Raw genomic sequence first — 19,225 nt, forward strand, 5'->3', positions numbered from 1 at the left:
GAATCATGTCAGGCCTCACTCTTCTTGCCGACGCCGAGAATCTGACGCTCGAAATCGGTAATCATGCTCATTGCGCGGCTGCGATCATTCTCGTCGGTGCTGGTGTTGACCACGCCATGCCGTTCGGCCCGGGCGAGCGCCTGCGAATACATCTGCTCGGCAATACCGACGCCGCCCCTCTTGGACATTTCGTCGGCGATCTGCTCGGCCATCATGCTTTTCCAGAACTCGCCCGCCGACCCTTTGCCGTAAACCTCCTCGGTCTCGTTGGGGAGCATGGAGTTCACGAACGTCTGCAGCACGGAGGCTTCGAACTTGCGGTATTCCTCCGGCATTTCGACAGCCTTCTTCGGCGCCTCCGGATTGCCGAGGCCCGCCTTGGTGGCCGGCGTATCGATGATATCCATGGCTGCGCCGAAACCCTTGCCGGCATCAGCAAGGCTTGTCGCGGCAAAGGCCGCCTTGTGCGCCTTCAGCCTGGCCTGGGCTTCCTGAACGGCAGTGGGGTCGGCGGCGCGAACGACGTCCAGAACCAGATCGCTCGGAGGTGAAATCGCCACGTCAGCTCCTTTCATGACTTCCGCGAACCACGTCCAAAAGACGCAAGGCACACGGCAACAGTTTGAATCGGCACATGCTCCACCCGGCTGCGATTCCTGCCGGGCGGTCGGTGCGTTGAAGGGAACTATGCCGTTCGAAGCTTGCTGGAGGCTGGCGCAGCTATTTGATCAGCTGGACGCCGAGAGTGATCTCAATGAGTTCGTAGATGGAATTGTCGGCAGCCTCGCGGTCTTCGTGATCGCGGGCGTCCTTCATGTTTTCCTCAAGGCGGTCCGCCTTGGTGCGCTCCTTCAGGACTTTCATCTCCTGGACCTGCTGGACGCCGGCGAGCTGGCGCTCCTTGGTCGTCAACCGCCCGAAGCGCTCGGCGTAATGCTGCGAGAACTGCCGGTGCACCGGCTCCATCGAGCCGATCGCATCGATGACCTCTTCCATCGACTGGTTGACCTCGGCGCGGTGACGGGTCGTCGCCGCGAGCTCGTGCTCGGCCATCTTCTCGATATGCCGCTGTACCGCCACGAGGCGCTTCAGCTTGTCCGACCGCTTGCCTGACCCCGCCATCACGTCTCCTAGAACGACATGAAGATCGGCGCGAAACCATCCGCATATTGGCGGATGAGCGCGGCGATCGAAAGATAGAGAAGGAAAAGCCCGCCCATCAGGAGGAAAGGCGTCGAGATGAAGAAGACCGGGATCTGCGGCGCGAGCTTGTTGATGAGGCCGATCGCCACGTTGAACATCAGGCCATAGATCAGGAACGGGCTTGCCAGCCGCAGCATGATCATCGTCGATGCGCGCAACGTGTCCGTCAGCGTGATCAATATCTTCTGCGAATCGATCACGGCCCCAACCGGCGTCGCCGTGTAGGAATCGACGAGGGCTCGGAAGACGACATGGTGGAAATCCATCATGAACAACAGCAGAAGACCGCTCAGGGTCAGGAGGTTGGTCATCTGGTTTTCCGAGGTGTCTTCCAGAATGTCGTGGCCCCCGGGTGCCGTGAAGCCGATGGACATGGTCAGGATCGCGCCGGCAAACTGCATGCCCAGCGTATAGAGCCGGGCGATCAGGCCATAGACGACGCCGATCAGCACCTCGGTGAAGATAAGACCGACATAGGTGGCGCCGGGGGAAGATACCTTGGGATAGATCATGTCCCAGAGGAGCGGCAGCATCGCCATGGAGACCGCGACCGCCGCAAAAAGCCTGACCTGCGGGGGAATGCGGGCGCTTCCGAAGCCCGGCAGAACCATCATGCACCCGCCCATGCGGCAGAACGCAAGGAAAAGCGCGAGAATGGTCCCTTGCGGGTCGGTAATCATGGGAGAATCGTCCTTTACGGACAGCTTAGAGCGTTTCAAGGCCGAATTCCATTCGGCCTTGAAACAGTCCATCACGAAATCGCGCCGAGTATCTTGATTTCGAGACCCTTGGCGAGCTCCACATGGGAGAGAACCGGAAGGGTCGCGAACAGGCGTTCGATGATCATCCGCACATAGGAGCGCGTCTCCGGCGAGGTGACGAGCACGAAGGGCAGGCCGCGATCCATGAACTCGCGGATGACCTTGGTCGCCTGCTCGCTGAATTCCTCAAGCGTACGCGGATCGATGTCGAACTCGACCACTTCGCCCTTGTTGTCGCGCTTCAGCGCCTGGTGGAACAGCATGTCCCACTTGTTGCCGAGACGCAGCACGCGGAGCACCCCGTTGTCGGCAAGGTCGCCGCAGAGCTGCTGCGCCATGCGCACGCGCACATGTTCGACGATCTGCTCGGTCTTGCGGACATGCGGCGCGAGCTCCGCCACGGCTTCGAGGATGAGATGCAGGTTGCGGATCGAGACGCGCTCGGCAAGCAGCAGCTTCAGGACCGCCTGCAGGCCCGAATAGGACATATGCGACGAGCAGATCTCGTCGGCGAGCTTCTTGTATTCCGGATCGAGCCGATCGATCAGGATCTTGACGTCCTTGTAGGAGAGAAGCTGCGGCAGGTTGTTGCGGATGACTTCCGACAGATGGGTCAGCACGACCGAGACGTTGTCGATCGGGTGGAAGCCCTCGCGCTTCAGGTCTTCCGCGAAGGTTTCGAGGATCGAGACGGCCGGCATCCCGAAGGCGGGTTCGCGGATTTCGTCGCCGGGAATGCTCGGCTTGCGGCCCGATCCCGTCACGACAAGCACGTCGCCGACACGCAGGACGTTCGATGCGATCGTCGTGCCGTGGATGCGGATCTGGTAGGATTTTTCCGGAATGGCGATGTCGTCGGCAACCTTGATTTCCGGCACGACGAAACCGTATTGGGTCGCGAACTTCTTGCGCATCTTGCCGACACGGAAGGCGAGCTCCTGGTGCGCGCCGAGCAGCCGGGTCGAGACCTGCTTGCCGAGCGCCAATTCGATCTCGGCGGTCTTGAGGACGGACTTGACCGAATCCTTCTCGGCTTCCTTGCTCTGGACGACCTTCTTTTCCTCGTCCTCGCGGCGCGCCTTGTTCTCCGCTTCGATGCGACGCGGCACGAGCCAGGCGCCGAAGCCCATCAGGCCGCCGAGCGTCACGAAGGGCAGGAAAGGCAGGCCGGGAACGATCGCCAGCAGGCCCATGAGGCCGGCCGCGACGGAAAGGGCGCGCGGATAGCCGCCGAGCTGATCGACGACGGCCTTGTCGGTAGAACCGGACGTGCCGCCGCGAGTGACGAGCAGGCCGGCCGCGAGCGAAACGATGAGGGCCGGGATCTGCGAGACGATGCCGTCACCGACCGAAAGCTTGACGAATACGTCCGCCGCCTCGCCGATCGGCATGCCATGGCGGAAGTAACCGATGATGATGCCGCCGAAGATGTTGATCGCAGTGATGATGAGACCGGCGATCGCGTCGCCGCGCACGAATTTCGACGCACCGTCCATGGCTCCGAAGAAGGAGCTTTCCTCTTCCAGCTCGGAGCGGCGGCGCTGCGCCTCCTTCTCGTCGATGATGCCGGCCGACAGGTCGGCGTCGATCGACATCTGCTTGCCGGGGATCGCATCGAGGGTGAAGCGGGCGCCGACTTCCGCGATACGGGTCGCACCCTTGGTGATGACGATGAAGTTCACCGTGATGAGGATCATGAAGACGATCACGCCGATCACGAAATCGCCGGACATCACCAGGCCTGAAAAGCCCTGAATGACGTTGCCCGCCGCGCCATGCCCCTCGTGGCCGTGCGACAGGATCACACGCGTCGTCGCGATGTTGAGCGACAGTCGCACCATGGTCGCGATCAGCAGGACGGTCGGGAAGGAGGAGAAATCCAAGGGTCGCTGGATCCACAGCGCCACCATCAGGATCAGCACCGAGAACGCGATCGAGAAGGCAAGGCCGATATCGATCAGGAAAGGCGGTATCGGCAGGAAAAGGATACAGAGGATGGCGACGATGCCGAGGGCAAAACCGATGTCGCGGCCGCTCGGAGTTACCTTCGGTATGGATAGTGCAGGTGGTTGCGCCATGGCTTCCCGTCTCTTCATGAGATGGCGGCAGGACATTCTCCTACCAGTTCACCATCCTGACTATCGGTCGAAGCTTGCGCGAAAATGGGGGAAGGCAAAAAAGGAAATAGGGCGGCAACCGGGTCAGAAGCCCGATTGCACCCGCGAAAAGACGAGATTGGCGAAAAGGTTGATCTGGCCGCCGATGAACGGCGCCGTAATGCCGATCGTCACCATGATGGCAACGATCTTCGGCACGAAGGTGAGCGTCATTTCCTGAACTTGCGTCAGGGCCTGGAGAAAGGCGATCGTCACGCCCACCACCATGGCGACAAGGACAGCCGGACCGGAGGCGATCAGGATCGTCCAGATCGCCGCCTGCATGATGTCGAGGGCATCAGCTTCATTCATCGAGCCGACTCCGATTCGCGGGATTTTCGTTAAGTATCTGTACCGCTGTTGTCGCCTTCGGTCGACCCGTCGGATGCATCATCGTCGCCGGTCGAGAGCGGCTGGTCCGAGAACACGACGCCGGCCTGCAGCAAGATCTTGTCGTTGTTTTCCGTAATGGCAACGACGCCGTCCGCATAGACCTCGACTTCCTTGACCTTGCCCGTGAGCGTGTCGTCGGCGCTCTTGATGTATTTGCCGACGAGATCGGTGGCGCGGGTCAATGCCTCGGCCTGAAGCATGCTCTTCAGATGATTGTTCGTCTGGATCGACTGTTCGACCTGCGAGAAGGTCGCAAGCTGCGAGATCTGCTCGGTCGCATCCATCGGATCGGTCGGGTCCTGATGCTTCATCTGCTCGATGAGGAGCCGCAGGAAGTTGTTGTAGTTCAAACTGGCATTCTTGGCAGCGTCGGTCGATGCGCCGGCGTTTGCCCAGGGATTGGCCGTCGCCGAGCTAATCGGATCTATCGCCATGGTGCGATCTCCTTGCGGATGCGCTCGACGGTGGCCGGAGCGATTTCCTGGTTGTTCAGAATGCGGTCTTCCACCGGATAGAGGGCGCGGATCGCCTTCAAGGCGTCGAAGGCGCGGCCGGATGCGACCATACCGTCGATGCGCTTCAATTCCGCCTGCACCTCGTCGTCGTGGAAGCAGGTGAGCAGCATGGCGACCGACTTGCGGAACAGCGCCGACGACTGCTCCTTTCCATCGGGATTGATCAGCATCATCTGGGCGATGAAGTAGAGCTGCCGAAGCGGCGTGGTCGCATCCTCCGGCTGAAGAACGTGGTTTTCCAGAAGGAACGTGACGTCGTTGAGGAATTCCAGCGCGACCTTTCGATCAACGCGCAACACGGCGCCGTTGATGAAGATCCGCTCACCGGATTTCAAGGAGATACGAAGCGTACTTTTCATTTAAGTCCATCCCTGATGATGGTGGTCACGTCAATGATGCCCTGGAAATTGGTCGAGTCGCGTTTTCTGATCTTCTCGCATTCCTTCAATATCCAGATGGCTATGGAGATCAGGTCCGCACGCAGTTCGGTGGCCAATTCGTTATCGGGCTGTTTCAGATCCTCGATGAAGCGAATCCAGACACGCCGGGTATAAAACAGGGCTTCGACCGTCGTGCGCGAGTAACTACCCTCGTCGCGAGCCGCGATCAGCATCTCGATGGAGCGATCGAGGGCCTGCCGTTCACGATCCTTGGCGTTTGCGACGCCATCCTCCATGATCTCGGCATATGAAAATTGGTACATTCATGTATCCTTCATCTTCACGGGCCTTCCTTTAATCATCAAAGGAAGTTGGCTAGACTCAGCTGCTGAATTCTCGCCGTTACGGTATATGCGGTCTCGAGAAGGGTTTTCATGGTGTTGAGACGGGTCGCGGCCTCCTCCGGATCGACATTCTCCATGTCTCCGAGACCCTTCACCAGAATATCTTTCTGCGCCTCCAACCTTTCCTCAGCCTTGGAGACACGTTCCGTATAGACGCCTACCATAGTCCGTTGCTGGTTAATGCTATCTACACCGTTCATCGCTTTGGCGATGACGGCCCCTGTCCGCGCGCTCACCGCCTCGCGGGCCTTGGCGTCCATGTTGGGCTGCAGGAGCTCCATCGAGATGATCGAGGCGAACGCGAAATTCCGCATGCCGGCGCTATTGGCATTGGTCGAGCTTTCGACGACCTCGGTCGAGCTGACGCGGCTCTTCATGTTCTCGTCGCTGGCGCTGGAGAAAAAGGTCGTCCAGAGGTCCTGCCCGTTCAGAGCCGCCGGGTGCGGCGGAGACGTCAACGTAGCAGTGCCGTTGAACTTCGCTTCGAGATCGTCGAGGAAGCCGTTCATCTGGTCTTCCGTCATCGCCGACAGGCTTGCGACGGGCGGGACCTGCGACGACATGTAATAATTGAGCTCGGTATCGAAAGCCGCCTTCGCCGGGGAGCCCGGCGCGAAATAATCCTGCATCGGCTTCACGTCGGTATTGATGCCCGCAAAGATGTATTCGCCCTGGACCGCCGTGTTTGCGAAGCTCGTGAAGGCGTCGAGCGAGTTCTGCATCGTCATGCGCGCCGTCGCAAGGCTCGTCTCGTCCGTGGAATTGCCGAGCGTCAGGATGGCGCTCTGGATCTCGAGAGCGAGATCGTTCATCTTCGAAAGCGAAAGTTCCGCGCTTTCGAGCCGCTGTGTCGCCAGCGATGCAGTGCTGTAAAGGGATTCGATGCGCGTGATGTCGCGGGAGAGATCGAGCGCGCGGGACGTGCTGGCGCCCAGGGTGACGCCGATATCCGCATGCTTCCCGCTTACCGCCTCCTGGTTCGCCTTCACCATTTCGCGCTGCACGCCTGCGATCGAATTCCGCATCGTGGTCTGAATGGATAATGTGGAAATGAACGATGTCTTCATGATCAGCTCGCAATATCCAAGAGTGCCTGCATCATTTCATCGACCGTCGCCATCAGCTTGGTGCCGGCCTTATAAGATTGTTCAATATCAAGAAGCAGCGACAGTTCTTCGTCGAGGCTGACGCCCGTATTGCTGGAATAGGCTTCGAGAGAGCGGGTCAGCATGGCCGTCTTCGTCTCGTCGGCGGAGGTCGCCGTGCTGCGAAGCTGCTCCAGCCAACCCATGGAGTCGGATGCGAAGGACAGAAGGTCCGGAGCGTCGGCGATTTCCGTGTCCGGATCGAACGCCATCGGCCCTTCGAGGTTTTCGTTATACTTGTCCAGCAGGTCGCCATAGCTGCTGCCGCCCGTATTGACCACATAAGCCACGCCGTTGATGCCGCCGTCCCGCAGCTTGTCGGGCGTGCCGGTCGGGGGAACGACGATCGGGTTGACAAGGATGCGCGAAGCAAGACCCGGAACGGTCACGCCGGCGGCGGGGACGGCCGTCTGCTGGACACCGGCGCTGTCCTTGTAGGTGAAGAGACCCGTTAGGGGCGTGAGCGTCCCGTCCGGTCCCGTTTCCGCAAACGCGGTGATCAGGCCGCGGGCAATCTCGTCGAGCTGGCTCTGGAAGGTGGGGGCAATCTCGTCGCGGAGCTGCAACAGCGCCTGGATGGAACCCTTGGCCGTGGTGTTGGCGGATTCGCCGGCCTTGAGCGCCACACCGTCGATATAGACGCCGCTTCCGGTGGTCGCCGCATCGAAACCGGCCGTGGGCTGGAACGTTACCTTCCGCGGAACGGATTCGAACAGCGTCACGCCGTCCGAGGTATAGAGCACCAGGTCGTTGTTTTCGCGAATGTAGGACGTGACGCCGACGATTTCCGAGATCTTCTTGACGAGCCCTTCGCGCTCGTCGAGCGCGTCATTGGCGTCGGCGCCGCTCGCCGTCGCATTCTTGACCTGGTTGTTGACCGCCTCGAGCTTGGCGAGCAGCGCATTCAGGTCGTCGACATTCTGCTTGATCTGCTCGTCGGCATCCTTGCGGATCTGCTGGAGTTCGTTGGCCGCCGTGTTCAGGCCGGATGCAAGGTCCTGCGCGCTGGAAATCACGGCCATGCCGAGGCCGGTATCGTTCGCCTTGGAGGCGAATGCGTCGAGATTGTTGCGGAAGGCCGTGATCAGCTTGGCGGGAGAGAACTCGTTGTTGTTCCCCCCCATCAGGTTCTTGATCGATTCGAGGCCGTTCAGAAGCGTCCGCTGGCCGCTCGCCACCGACGAGCTCTCGATCGTCTGGCGCAGGAGCGGCGAATTCTGGGAGCGGACGATGTCGCCGATCATGGCCCCATTGCCGCCGGTCACGACCATTGCGGAACGGCGGACATAATCCGGGTTCTGCGCATTGGCGATGTTCTTCGAAACTACCGACGACTGGGTGCCGGAGTTGTTGAAGATGGACTGGGCCGTAGACAATGCTGACGAAAGCGACATTTCTTAAATAACCTCTTGAGACTTATTCTCTCGATGATTTCGGCCGGTTATCTCTTCAGGTTGATAAGTACGTCCATCAGATCGGAGCCGGTCTGGAAGACCTTCGAATTCGCCGTGTAGACGCGCTGGGATTCGATCATCTCGGTCAGCTCGTTGGCGATATCGACGTTGGAGCTTTCAAGCGCACCGGAGTAGATCTGGCCGAAGGCGCCGCTCGTCGGGAAGCCGATGGTCACGACGCCCGAGTCGTTGGTCGGCAGATAGACGTTGCCGTTCTGCGGCTGCAGCTTGTCGATCGCCGGAACCGTCGCCAGCGCGAGCTGATAGATCGGACGGCGACCGCCATCCTGATAGACGGCCGTGACGACGCCGTCGCCGCCGATTTGAACATCGGTGATCGGGCTCGGCGAATTGCCGTCGATGATGCCCTTGCCCGGCGTGAAGGCGGTGGCGAACTGCGTCATGTCGGAGAGGTCGATGGTGATCGTCTGCGCCGGCGTGGCGCCGTCGGTCGGATCCGTAATGACAATCTGCTTGTCGGAACCGGTCGGCGGCGGACCGGCGTTGTAGTTGCCGGCCACCAATTTGTTTGTGTTCGGATCGAACCTAAGCGTCGAAGTCGACTTGATGGCCGTAGCAGGCGTGCCGTCCGAGCCGACATATGGAAAGCCGCCGTTGGTCGACTGATCCTGACGGAAGACCGTCACTTCCCAGGTGTTGTCGTCGATCTTGGTGTAGTAGAAATCGTAGAGAACCTTTGCACCGGCATGGTCGTAGCCCGTCAGCGAGCTCTTGTTGGTATAGGCGCTGGTTGCGAGGTTGTCGCCAGGCGTATCGCCGGTAACGGCCGTCGCTTCCTTGTTCAGGTTGGCCGGGAAGCTGCCCTGGCTGGAGGGCGAGGATATCAGACCGAAGTCGTTGATGTTGATCGCCTCGAGACCGTTGAAGCCGTTGACGACGGCCGCCGGCGGGTTCGAGCCATAGGGATAACCCATAAGCTGGTAGCCGGCGGTGTTGACGAGATAGCCGTTCGAGTCCTTCTGGAACGAGCCGGAGCGGGTCAGATAAGGTGAACCGTTCGGATCGCTGACGATGAAGAAGCCTTCGCCCTGGATGGCGAGGTCGGTGTTCGACGTCGTGTACTGGATGCCGCCCTGCTCGGAGATGCTGTAGCGGACGTTGGTTTCGACACCACCCGAAGAATACGAGCCCTGGGTCGAGGGCAGGACCAGCGAGGAAAACGCCGTCGAGGCGCGCTTGTAACCGACCGTGCTGGAATTGGCGATATTGTCGCCAACCGTGCCGAGACGGTTGGCCTGAGCATTCATACCCGAGACGGCCGTCTTCATCGTGCCGAAAATACTCATAGGAAATCTCCTGTTTGTCTGATGGAGAGAGTAAGTTGCGGGCCTTGCGTGAAGCTGTCTGCCTTCCATCCCGCGAAATATGCGGCAAGGCCCCGCTGAAAATCAGTTCCAGTCGATGCAATAGCCAAGGAAACGCTTGGAATCGACGGGATCGAAGCCGAGCTTCTTGCGCAGCTTCTTGCGCAGCTTGCTGATATGGCTTTCGACGACGTTCTCTTCGACTTCCTCGTCGAAGATGCCGTAGATGGCATTGAAGATCTGCGTCTTGGAAACACGGCGGCCGCGATTGGCGACCAGATATTCCAGAATGCGGCGCTCGCGGCGCGGCAGCGGGAAAACGTCGCCATCGATCTCCGGATCGCGGCCGTCGGAGAAGACCCGGATCGCGCCGATGTCCGTGTAGTTTGCAATCGCCTTCAGGCGCCGGCGGATCGCAGCGGCACGCGCCAGGATCTCACGGGGATGGACGGGCTTGCGCACCACGTCGTCGACGCCGCTGTCGAAGAAGGCAAGGGTCGTCTCCAGGGAGGGCTGATCGCTGACCGCGATCACAGGCGCCATCGACCGGTCCCGGATCGCCCGCGGCAATTCGAGCGCGCGCTCACCCTGGCCGATCAGAAAGGCCTCGACCGCAGCGATGTCCGAATCTGCCGCGGTGTTTACCCACTCGCCGAATTCCCTTGGATCGAACCCCTGAGAAGGAATTCCCTCCCGCCCGAAAAGAGAAGTGTAACCGTCTTTCACGAGCTCACGCTCATCAACCACTACGATCATTCGTCCGCCTCCGAATCAGTTGTGGTGTTTCGATGAGGCTATGGGTACGAATCGGCGGAATCCGAGACAAGCTGCGTGAAATTAACCAAACAAATTAATAGTTGATTAACCTTTAGCTCCCGATTTGCACTAGATATAGTGGGTGTGCGATTTTCACACACAAGTTTCCAGTGGAAAAATTAACGCATCGCAAAAGAATGCTTGCATTGCCATTTTGCGCCACAAAGTAGGGCAATTGCAATTTTGCGATTCTTCGTTTTGCAAATTCAACTGAAGATTGCCTACCCGTCGCAGAACCGGGAAGCATTGGAAGTCCATTTTCCGTAGCCCGTGGCAACAAGATTGCTGATCACGCGGCACACATATTTCTTCTGCGCAGGATCGTTGTTAGGCCCCGCATGGTATCTGGCCACCGCCATCGTCCAGGTCTCATGCCTGTCATGGAGATTGCGGAGAAACTTGGCCGCATATTCCACGTTGCGCTGAGGGTTGAACATTTCCTCGGGGGAAGAGAAATTCTCGCCGTGGAAATGGTGGTTGATCTGCATGCAGCCTATGTCGATGAGCTTCCTGCCCTGCTGCCTGGCGGCATAGAAGGTCGTCATCGCCTCCTGCTGCGAAGGGGGGAAATACGCCTTCCCCTCCACATTCATGGCATAAGGGCTGAGGCTCCCCTTGCGGCCGGTCTCGGTGAGACCCACCGAATAGAGAATACCTTCCGGTATGCCATACTTCGCTGCAGCCGCCTGGATTTCACGCTCGCAGGCGCCGGGATTGGCCGGCACCCCGAGGGCCGCCGGACTTGCAGGCGAGTGCCGCGCGGCCTTGGGTGCGGGATTTTCCTCGGCGGGAGCAGATCCCCGACCTGCCCATCCTCCCGAACTGAACAGCGATCCGGCGCCGGCTTCAGAGGTAGAGATGGTCAGGACGAGCGCCGCCAGAAACGGCAGCCGTCGCGTTGTCCAATGCCGCGTCATTTGCATTCCTTGCGCCTTGCTCATCCGCCTGCCGGTTAGCGGCCTGTTCCTGGCCGCGACCGGCAGCCTGCCCCTGCCGCCCGCCTTCGGCCATGTTCTGCTGGCCCGTCTGTCCCGCCTGCCCTTGCTGGCTGCCGGCGGCGTCCGAACCCGCCGTCGACGCGATGCTGATCGTTACCTGGTCGACGGCGAAGCCTTGTGCACGGAGCGCATCCAGGATGCCGCCGCTGTCGTCGCTGAGCTGCCTATAGGCCGCGCGCGTCTCGACGGTCAGATGAACGTTCAATTCCTCGCCGTGAAGGCGCAAGGTGGCCGTCACCGAGCCGAGTTCGTGCGGGTTCATCTGCAGCTTGAGCATGTTCACCACCGTCCCGGTGCTGCTCTGTGCCGCTGCATTGGAAAGAGCCGAGCTCGGATGCATGGCCGCCGCCCATTCGGGATCGCCGGAAAGCACCGCCGTCAGATTCGCGCCGTTGGAATTCGGCGCCAGCCCAAGGAACCGGCGAGAGTCGAGCACCGTGACGTTTTCGGCAGCACCATTGGAGGACGACTTGAACTCCACGGCGGCTGTGCGCCCGCCGCGGCCGCCATCGACCGTCATGTCGACGCTCGGACCTTCACCGCGGGCATTGCTGAAACGGAACACGCGCGTGCCGGGAACAGCCGTATCCGGGTCCGAAGGCATCGAAAGCGGGTCCGCCGCTGAGTCGCTCATCAGCGTGGCGCGTTTTAGATCATTGACCGGAAGGGCGCCGGGTTCATCGGACCGGCCGTCGGCATCCTTGCCTCGCTTGTTCTGAGCTCCGGCGGCATTCTTCGGCATCGTCGCGTTCAGTTCGGCGGCCTTCGTCTCCGCTCCGTTCAAGAGCGACAGGACATCGGCGATCTTCGCGTCGTCGGCGGAAAGCATCGACAGGTCCAGATCGGCATCCTCGCCGTCCGGCGCCATATCCTTTCCGGAAGCTGCGTTCTTCTCGTGAAGCTCATCCAGTTGCTTTGCGACGGCCTTGGCAGCCGCAAGCGCATCGCGGAGCTTCTTCTCCGCCGCGGTCAGTTGCCGCTCTCCGGATTTCCGCGTCTCTTCCGGCTTCAGACGCTCGGCCGAGTTTTCCGCTTCACCAGATCCGGTGCGCAGGGATTCCGGCCTGAGATCGATGATCGGCTTCGTCTTGGCAGGCTTCGCATCCGCCATGAGGTCTTCAGGGACGGCCTCCCCCTCGCCTTCCGGCACGTCGTCCGGCTGCTGGGAATGCGCATCGCGCCCATAGCCCGAAAGCGCATCGGCGAATCCGCTTGGAGAACCGTCGGCATCCTTCCGGCCTGCGACGGCATGTTTTGCGGAAGAAGCCGCATCCGTAGCGCCAGCTTTACCACCCAAGATATCGGTAATCATTTGGAAGCGCTCTCCTCCTTCAGCATTTCATCGATGGCAAGCAATTTCGAACGACCGCTATCGACGAATGTCTGGAAGGCCGGATCGAAGTTGGCAGCGGTGCCGGCCATCGGACCTTCCGTGGCGGGGGCAGGCCCAGCGATCTCATTTCTGGGCGACGCGGCTTGAGGGTTCGCGTCTTCTGTATTGTTCATAGTGACAGGCATTTCTTGTGCGAGGCTTTCGACCATCGGCGGGCTAAGGACCTGCTCCGCTACGGCTTGCGCCGCCTGGCGCAAGGCCCTGTCGCGCGGCGACAGCGCTTCTTCCGGAACGTCGGCTATCGCCCGCATGGCCGCATCGATATCGTTCGTCGGGATGTCGGCGAGACCGCCATAGAGGCGCGCAAGCGCTTCGGGAGTGGGATTTCCGCCGAGCGCCTCGGCTTTCGAGGACGCGAGGCGGGCAAGGTCGTTCTTGCCGGCAACCGCGGCTGCGCGGGCGATGCGCAGGAAGACTTCCCGGCGGCGGTCAACGTCCATGAACTCCAGCGTACCGTCGATATCCTCTTCCCTGATCTCGCCGAAATGTCCGACGACGAGCTGCACGAAGAAATCGGCGAACTGGCTGGCATAGGGAGAATGCACGAAACGCCGGGCATATTTGCGCGAATACGAAAGCGCCTGGCCCACCAGGTTGGCATCGACGGCGATTGCGACGGAGCGGCGGAGCGCCGCCTCTTCTATGATCGTGCCGGGAGCCGTCAGCCGCGCCCAGTCGTAAAAGACCAGAGCGCCCTCGGGATCCTTGACCACCGACACGTTGCCGCTGACCAGCGCGAGGTAGGGCCCGATCTTCTCGTCGCGATACTCCTCGGTCATTTCGGCCAGGCTTTTGGCAACGAGCGTGCCTTTGCCGCTCAGGTATTTCCTCAATGCGTCTGCAACGCGGCTGTCGAAATTGCCGGCTATGTCGCGTGAAGCGAGATATTCGAGCGTCCCGGGATTGCCGCCGCTCATGGCATAGATCAGCGCGGCGTCGACATTGCGGGGATCCTCGAAGACCGACGGGTCTGCGGTCCTCAGCCGCCGGTCGATCGTCTCCAGCATGAAGCGCTGCATTTCCGCGGCGGAATGATCACCGCGAACGACCGAATCCTGCACGAATTGCAAAGATCGCAGCATCGCATAGGGGGCCAGATCGCTGCGATCCTGCGCCATTGCCGGATATGCCGGCGCGGCCCCGAAGGCGAGGCCGGCCGCGAACAGGAACCGTGTGCCCGCAAGCGCCATCGCTATCCCTCGTCCGCCTGGAGCAGGATTTCGATGCGCCGGTTCGCCGCCGCCAGCGGATCGTCCGCCACCTGAAGCCGCCTGTCCGCGAAACCGGAAACCTGCTTGATGCGATCTTCCGCCAGACCGCCATGCACCAGCATGTAATAGGCGCTGTGCGCGCGGGCCATCGAAAGCCGCCAGTTGTCGTTCTCGGTCCCCTTGAACTGGCGGCCGTCCGTATGACCGCGAAGGACGATGCTGCCCTTGCGATCCTTGAGGATCTGGCCGATCTTTTCCATCGCCAGCACCATTTCCCGGCGCGGCACGGCCGAACCGATATTGAACATCGGATCGCTGATCTGATCGGAGATCGTCACCAGCAGCCCGCCTTCGGCGGGTGTCACGACCAGGCCTTCCGCAAGCTTGCCTGCGATGCCGGAAATCTGCTGCCGGATTTCTTCGCGCAGCTGATCGGCCGCCTTCTGCGCCTGTTCTTCGGCCTTTGCGCCATCTTCCGGCTTCTGCCCATCGAGATTTGCCGCTTTCTCGGCCTGAGCGGAAGTCTCATCCAATTGCGACTGATCGGGGCGCGGCGAGGGAGCGACGGCAGCCAGGGACTGTTGAGGCTGCGTATCGGGGGATTGCGGCGCCTGGCCCATCTGCGCCAGCGGGTCCTCGCTCGGAACCGCCCTGACAGCCTGTTCGGGACCGTCGGCCCGCGTCACCTGAACCTGCCTGGTCCAGAAATCCGGGTCGAAGGGGTCGCGATAGGCCTGGCCGCCATCGGCGCCGGTCGCCGGGCCGGAATCGCTTGCGCCGCCCTCGCCCTTGGCGCTGACATTGGCCTGCTGGCCGACCTCCTGCGCGATCTCGGCCAGAACGGAATAGGGATTCTCGAAGAAATCCGCTTCCGAATAATTCGGTTCGTCGCCGGAGGTCGAGGTCATGTCCTCGCCCGTCGCCGCCGCGGAGCCCTGGACGTCGGCGTCCGCCTTGATCCGGGAGCGCTCGCCCTCTTCGCGGCCCTCGGCGGCATCGACCGGCTTTTCGAGGCCCTTCTCGGCGGGCGTCTCGTCGGAAAGCTTGATGGGATTGAAATAGCTCGCCATCGAGGCCTTGGTTTCCTCATTGGCCGCGTTGACCAGCCACATCACGAGGAAGAAGGCCATCATCGCGGTCATGAAGTCGGCATAGGCGATCTTCCAGGCACCGCCGTGATGACCATCATCGTGCCCGCCGCCATGCCGCTTGACGATGATGACCTCGTTCTTGCCGTGATGATGGTTTTCGCCGTCGCTCATCCCAGTACCTTCTTCAGACTCGCCGACCACGCAGACATGCGGGTCACAAGCGCGGTTTCACCGATATCGACCGTGATATCGAGGTCGGGTGCTTCGATATGGCGCAGCAGCGGGGTGGATGTTCCAAGCGCCGTTTTCAGTTTCTCGAACAGATGCAGCGGGCCGTGCACGTTCAGCGTTCCGATGTCCCCTTCGAGCATGCTCCCGCGAATGATATCCGCCATGTCGGACACCGCCTTTGCGACGAGCGCCTCATCGAGCAGAGGCGCCAGAATGCCGGCCGTCTGGCCGCTGACGGCCTCGGCCGTCAGTCCGGCGATTTCCTGAAGCCGGGCGGCAACCAGCGTCGCGGCTTCCGTCTCATATCTTTCGCGCAGGGCCGCCGTTTCCTGTGCATGTGCCGCAAGGAGCGCCTGGCGCTCTTCCTCGAAGCGTTGCCGCAATTCCTCGGAAGCGGCATCATAACCCTTCGCATAGGCTTCGGCCCGCTCCGCCTCGACATCGATCTGTTCGTCGGCCAGGGGAGGAAGGGCCAGGCCGTCTTCGAAGCCGCCTGCAAAATCATCGGTCATCAGGGGCAGCGGCACCGTCTGGGGCTCACTGAAATCCTTCAAGTATCGGGCGAGCGAAGCACTCATCAGGCAGTCCCCTGCCCTGCAATGCCCTTTCGCCCAGCGCTCTTCATGAGCCTGCTGAGAGAGCGAAATTTCGCCGCTGCCGTCATCGTATCATCCCGATAAGGTTGCCATTCGTTCGCTCGCGGCGAGATCAGAACATTCGCCGGACCGCAGCGGAACGGTAGGAAGTCAAACTTGCGCGAAGATGAAGATGCCGCACCGCAGCGGACCGCGCGGAAAGGTCCGACGGGTGCCGGCAGCGCCCGGCCGGCGCCCCCGCATGGCGAACGGCATCAACCTATACGTGCTACTGCCGGAAGAGCTGAAGGATGTTTTCGGCGTTGGTGTTGGCAATCTGCAGCGACTGAATGCCGAGCTGCTGTTGGGTCTGGAGGGCCTTCAGGCGCGTCGATTCCTCGTTCATGTCCGCATCGACCAGTCGCCCGACACCCTTGTCGATGACATCCGTCAGCGAGGCGACGAAATCCTCCTGCAGGTCGATGCGCTTCTGGATCGAACCGAGACTGGAAGCGGCACTCGTCATCGCCATCAGTTGCTTGTCGAGGAAGCGCTCCAGCATGTCGAGCACAGCCTCGTTGTCCGGCGCGGAGCCCGGAACCATCGTGTTCATCTTCACGGCGATTTCGTCCAGCTTGTCGATGTCGAGCGTCGAGACGGAAATGCCGAGCCTGCGGTTGTCGAGGTTGTTGGCGGCAGTGACAACGAAATAGTAGTTCGTTCCGCCATTTTGATGGACGGGGGTCGTCACCACCGGCGCGGTGGCGGGATCCGTATCCGTCACCTCGACCCACTGTCCTTCGGCTATCTTCAAATAGAAACTGCCGCCGACCTCGTAGATGCGCGCATCGGCTGCGTTTGCGTCCGTGCCGAGAGCCGCCAGATCGCTCTCGTTGTATACGGGAACCGCATAGCCCGCGCTCGTCGGAGCCTGGGTGCCGTTCGCAGTGGTGACGGTCACGGCCGTTTCGCTTTCGGCGACGAACTCGACCGACGAATCCAGAATGCCGAGATTGCCGCCGCTGAGATCGAAGAGAACCGTCTTGGAGTTCAGCGTATAATCGACGGTCTGGATCGCGACCTCGCCCGAAGCGGTACGGGTGAACGACGCGACGACCTGCTTGAGCAGCGGCTTTTCTTGGGCGTTCGTGCTGCCGTCGCTGATATAGTCCTGCAGCCAGTTTTCACCCGAAAAGGTTGCAGAGTTGGAAATGCTCTTGAGCTGCTCCTGGAGCTGCGCGATCTCTTCCTGAATCTTGTTGCGGTTGGCGCCGACACCGTAAGCCGCGACGATCTTGGACTTGATCTCCATTACCGTGTCGATGGCGCTTTCCATGGCCGCATAAGCGGTATCCACCTTCGCCGCACCGAGACCCAGAGCATCCTGAATCGTCGACAGCGCGTGATTGTCCGAACGCATCGTCGTGGCGATCGACCAATAGGCCGCATTGTCCGCCGCCGTCTGGACGCGCATGCCGGATGAAACCCTGGCCTGGGTGACTTCCATATTGCGGTTGATCGCGCGCAGGGTCTGCAAGGCCGCCATGGCGGCGGTGTTGGTCAGGATACTGGTCATTGGCCGTGCCTCGGTCAAATGTTCTGAGAGATCCGGAGTGGAACACCGGAAACGACCAGAGGCATCATGCTCACCGCCCTCCCGCATCCGATGCGCAGGCGGCCTGTCGTTCTTAACAAATCGTTAAAACGACAGTTATCAAAGGCAAACGCGGATTGGCAAGGTCTTAATGAGGTCTTAACCCCCGAAGGCGACGATCGTGCAGGCTTCGCGCAAGCCACGCGGCGATACGAAAAACCGCGCCTCTTGCGAGACGCGGTCTTCTGTCCGGAATATTGTGCCGTGTCAGAGCGGGACGAAACCGCTCCAGCCAAGAGCGCCGCTTACTGACGGAAGAGCGACAGAATATTCTCGGAATTGGTGTTGGCGATCGACAGCGACTGGATCGCGAGCTGCTGCTGGGTCTGCAAGGCCTTGAGCTTCGTCGACTCCTCGTTCATGTCCGCATCCACCAGGCGGCCGATACCGCTGTCGATGGAGTCGGTCAGCTTGGAAACGAAATCCTCCTGCATGTTGATGCGCATGGAGATCGAACCGAGCTTTGCGGTGGAGCTGATGAGCCCTTCGAGCTGCGTGTCGACGAAGGAAATCAGGTAGTCCATGATATTGGCGTCACTGACATCGGTACCCATGCCGAGGTAGCTTGCGTTACTCGCCTCGCGATAATCATCGAGTTTGGTAATATCCAGTTCGGAGATCGAGATATCCTGGGCATACGTGACGTCGGTACCCGTCACCGCATGGTTGGTGTCGACATTGAACGTGCCGGCGATATCGACCGCATCGAGGAACGCTCCGGCAACCTTGACGAGATACTGGGCGTTCGAGTCGGTTATCACATCGCCGTTGCTGTCCATCTTTGCCCAGACGTCGTTGCCGAGCGATTTCCAGGTCGTGTCGACCGACTCGGTCGACAGCTTGACGTATCTGGCGTCGCCGTTGGTATCCGTCACCTTGCGCAGGCCGTTGAAAGCCTCCGCGTCGAGCAGACCGGCATCACCGCCGGAGAGGTCGAAGAGGACATTCGTCTCGTCGAGTTCGACCTGAATGGCCTGGACCGAGACATTGCCATTGGCATCGCGGATAAAGGAGCCGATGACCTGCTTCATCACGGGGCTACCCGCCTCGATGAGACCGGTCGTCGCGTTGGTCTGACCGCCGATATCGGCCTGCAGCCAGTTTTCGCCGGAGAACGAAGCCGATGCCGCAATGCTGCGGAGCTGATCCTGAAGCTGGGTGATTTCTTCCTGAATCTTTGCCTTATCGACACCGGCTTCGGAGGCGGCGACGAGCTTGCTCTTGATTTCCTTGACGACGTCGACGACGGTTTCCATCGCGGCGTAAGCCGTGTCAACCTTGGCGGCACCGAGGCCGAGTGCGTCCTGAACGGCCGAAAGAGCACTGTTGTCGGAACGCATAGTGGTCGCGATCGACCAATAGGCGGCATTGTCGGAGGCGGTGGCAACGCGCAGGCCGGAGGAAACGCGGCCCTGGGTCTTCTCCATATCGCTGTCGATGGAGCGCAGCGTCTGGAGCGCAGCCATGGCTGCGATATTGGTAAGAATGCTGGTCATCTTGATTGCCCCTTGATTTGGCTG

The 19,225-nt window shown here is 60.7% G+C and carries 19 protein-coding genes; all 19 read right to left on the reverse strand.

The features are described from left to right. Positions 1–8 precede the first annotated feature (8 nt). The 19 genes from QTA58_RS04745 to QTA58_RS04835 all read right to left on the reverse strand — a co-directional run bounded on the left by QTA58_RS04745 (position 9) and on the right by QTA58_RS04835 (position 19,201). Complete coding sequence (locus QTA58_RS04745) at positions 9–560, reverse strand: rod-binding protein (RefSeq protein ID WP_085423367.1); 552 nt, start codon at positions 558–560, stop codon at positions 9–11. Between the two features lie 160 nt (positions 561–720). Continuing rightward, complete coding sequence (locus QTA58_RS04750; RefSeq protein ID WP_289671916.1) at positions 721–1,122, reverse strand: hypothetical protein; 402 nt, start codon at positions 1,120–1,122, stop codon at positions 721–723. Positions 1,123–1,130: 8 nt separating this feature from the next. Continuing rightward, positions 1,131–1,883, reverse strand: a complete 753-nt coding sequence (gene fliR / locus QTA58_RS04755) for a flagellar biosynthetic protein FliR (RefSeq protein WP_289671917.1) — start codon at positions 1,881–1,883, stop codon at positions 1,131–1,133. Positions 1,884–1,954: 71 nt separating this feature from the next. Next, positions 1,955–4,042 carry a flagellar biosynthesis protein FlhA gene (gene flhA / locus QTA58_RS04760; protein WP_085422369.1) on the reverse strand — a complete coding sequence of 696 codons (2,088 nt, stop codon included), beginning with the start codon at positions 4,040–4,042 and terminating at the stop codon, positions 1,955–1,957. Positions 4,043–4,165: 123 nt separating this feature from the next. Beyond that, entirely contained in the window at positions 4,166–4,432 is a 267-nt protein-coding gene (gene fliQ / locus QTA58_RS04765; protein WP_085422368.1) for a flagellar biosynthesis protein FliQ, read from the reverse strand. A gap of 29 nt (positions 4,433–4,461) precedes the next feature. Next, on the reverse strand, positions 4,462–4,947 hold the full coding sequence (gene flgD, locus QTA58_RS04770) for a flagellar hook assembly protein FlgD (protein ID WP_085422367.1): 486 nt from the start codon (positions 4,945–4,947) through the stop codon (positions 4,462–4,464). Further along, a complete protein-coding gene (gene flbT, locus QTA58_RS04775; RefSeq protein ID WP_085422366.1) occupies positions 4,938–5,387 on the reverse strand; it encodes a flagellar biosynthesis repressor FlbT in 450 nt (149 codons plus the stop codon). The genes flgD and flbT overlap by 10 nt, the downstream gene beginning before the upstream one ends. After that, a complete protein-coding gene (flaF, locus tag QTA58_RS04780) occupies positions 5,384–5,731 on the reverse strand; it encodes a flagellar biosynthesis regulator FlaF (protein ID WP_289671918.1) in 348 nt (115 codons plus the stop codon). The genes flbT and flaF overlap by 4 nt, the downstream gene beginning before the upstream one ends. A gap of 38 nt (positions 5,732–5,769) precedes the next feature. Then, the gene (locus QTA58_RS04785; RefSeq protein WP_289671919.1) at positions 5,770–6,879 is read right to left on the reverse strand and encodes a flagellar hook-associated family protein; all 1,110 of its coding nucleotides are present in this window, start codon (positions 6,877–6,879) and stop codon (positions 5,770–5,772) included. 2 nt (positions 6,880–6,881) lie between these two features. Next, complete coding sequence (flgK, locus tag QTA58_RS04790) at positions 6,882–8,351, reverse strand: flagellar hook-associated protein FlgK (protein ID WP_289671920.1); 1,470 nt, start codon at positions 8,349–8,351, stop codon at positions 6,882–6,884. 47 nt (positions 8,352–8,398) lie between these two features. Then, on the reverse strand, positions 8,399–9,718 hold the full coding sequence (locus tag QTA58_RS04795) for a flagellar hook protein FlgE (RefSeq protein WP_289671921.1): 1,320 nt from the start codon (positions 9,716–9,718) through the stop codon (positions 8,399–8,401). A gap of 102 nt (positions 9,719–9,820) precedes the next feature. Then, the gene (locus QTA58_RS04800; protein ID WP_289671922.1) at positions 9,821–10,492 is read right to left on the reverse strand and encodes a winged helix-turn-helix domain-containing protein; all 672 of its coding nucleotides are present in this window, start codon (positions 10,490–10,492) and stop codon (positions 9,821–9,823) included. Between the two features lie 281 nt (positions 10,493–10,773). Then, on the reverse strand, positions 10,774–11,277 hold the full coding sequence (locus QTA58_RS04805; protein WP_289673022.1) for a lytic transglycosylase domain-containing protein: 504 nt from the start codon (positions 11,275–11,277) through the stop codon (positions 10,774–10,776). Between the two features lie 121 nt (positions 11,278–11,398). Then, on the reverse strand, positions 11,399–12,862 hold the full coding sequence (locus tag QTA58_RS04810) for a flagellar hook-length control protein FliK (RefSeq protein ID WP_289671923.1): 1,464 nt from the start codon (positions 12,860–12,862) through the stop codon (positions 11,399–11,401). Beyond that, the gene (gene motC / locus QTA58_RS04815) at positions 12,859–14,133 is read right to left on the reverse strand and encodes a chemotaxis protein MotC (protein WP_289671924.1); all 1,275 of its coding nucleotides are present in this window, start codon (positions 14,131–14,133) and stop codon (positions 12,859–12,861) included. Before motC ends, QTA58_RS04810 begins: the two co-directional genes overlap by 4 nt. A 2-nt stretch (positions 14,134–14,135) precedes the next feature. Further along, entirely contained in the window at positions 14,136–15,416 is a 1,281-nt protein-coding gene (locus QTA58_RS04820; RefSeq protein ID WP_289671925.1) for a MotB family protein, read from the reverse strand. After that, positions 15,413–16,054 (reverse strand): hypothetical protein, encoded by a 642-nt coding sequence (locus tag QTA58_RS04825; RefSeq protein WP_289671926.1) that lies wholly within the window; start codon positions 16,052–16,054, stop codon positions 15,413–15,415. The genes QTA58_RS04820 and QTA58_RS04825 overlap by 4 nt, the downstream gene beginning before the upstream one ends. 286 nt (positions 16,055–16,340) lie before the next feature. Further along, on the reverse strand, positions 16,341–17,627 hold the full coding sequence (locus tag QTA58_RS04830; protein ID WP_289671927.1) for a flagellin: 1,287 nt from the start codon (positions 17,625–17,627) through the stop codon (positions 16,341–16,343). Between the two features lie 323 nt (positions 17,628–17,950). Next, the gene (locus tag QTA58_RS04835; RefSeq protein ID WP_085423365.1) at positions 17,951–19,201 is read right to left on the reverse strand and encodes a flagellin; all 1,251 of its coding nucleotides are present in this window, start codon (positions 19,199–19,201) and stop codon (positions 17,951–17,953) included. Positions 19,202–19,225: the final 24 nt, after the last annotated feature.

This window comes from Neorhizobium sp. CSC1952, assembly GCF_030378245.1.
GTDB classification, from domain to species: domain Bacteria; phylum Pseudomonadota; class Alphaproteobacteria; order Rhizobiales; family Rhizobiaceae; genus Neorhizobium; species Neorhizobium oryzae_A.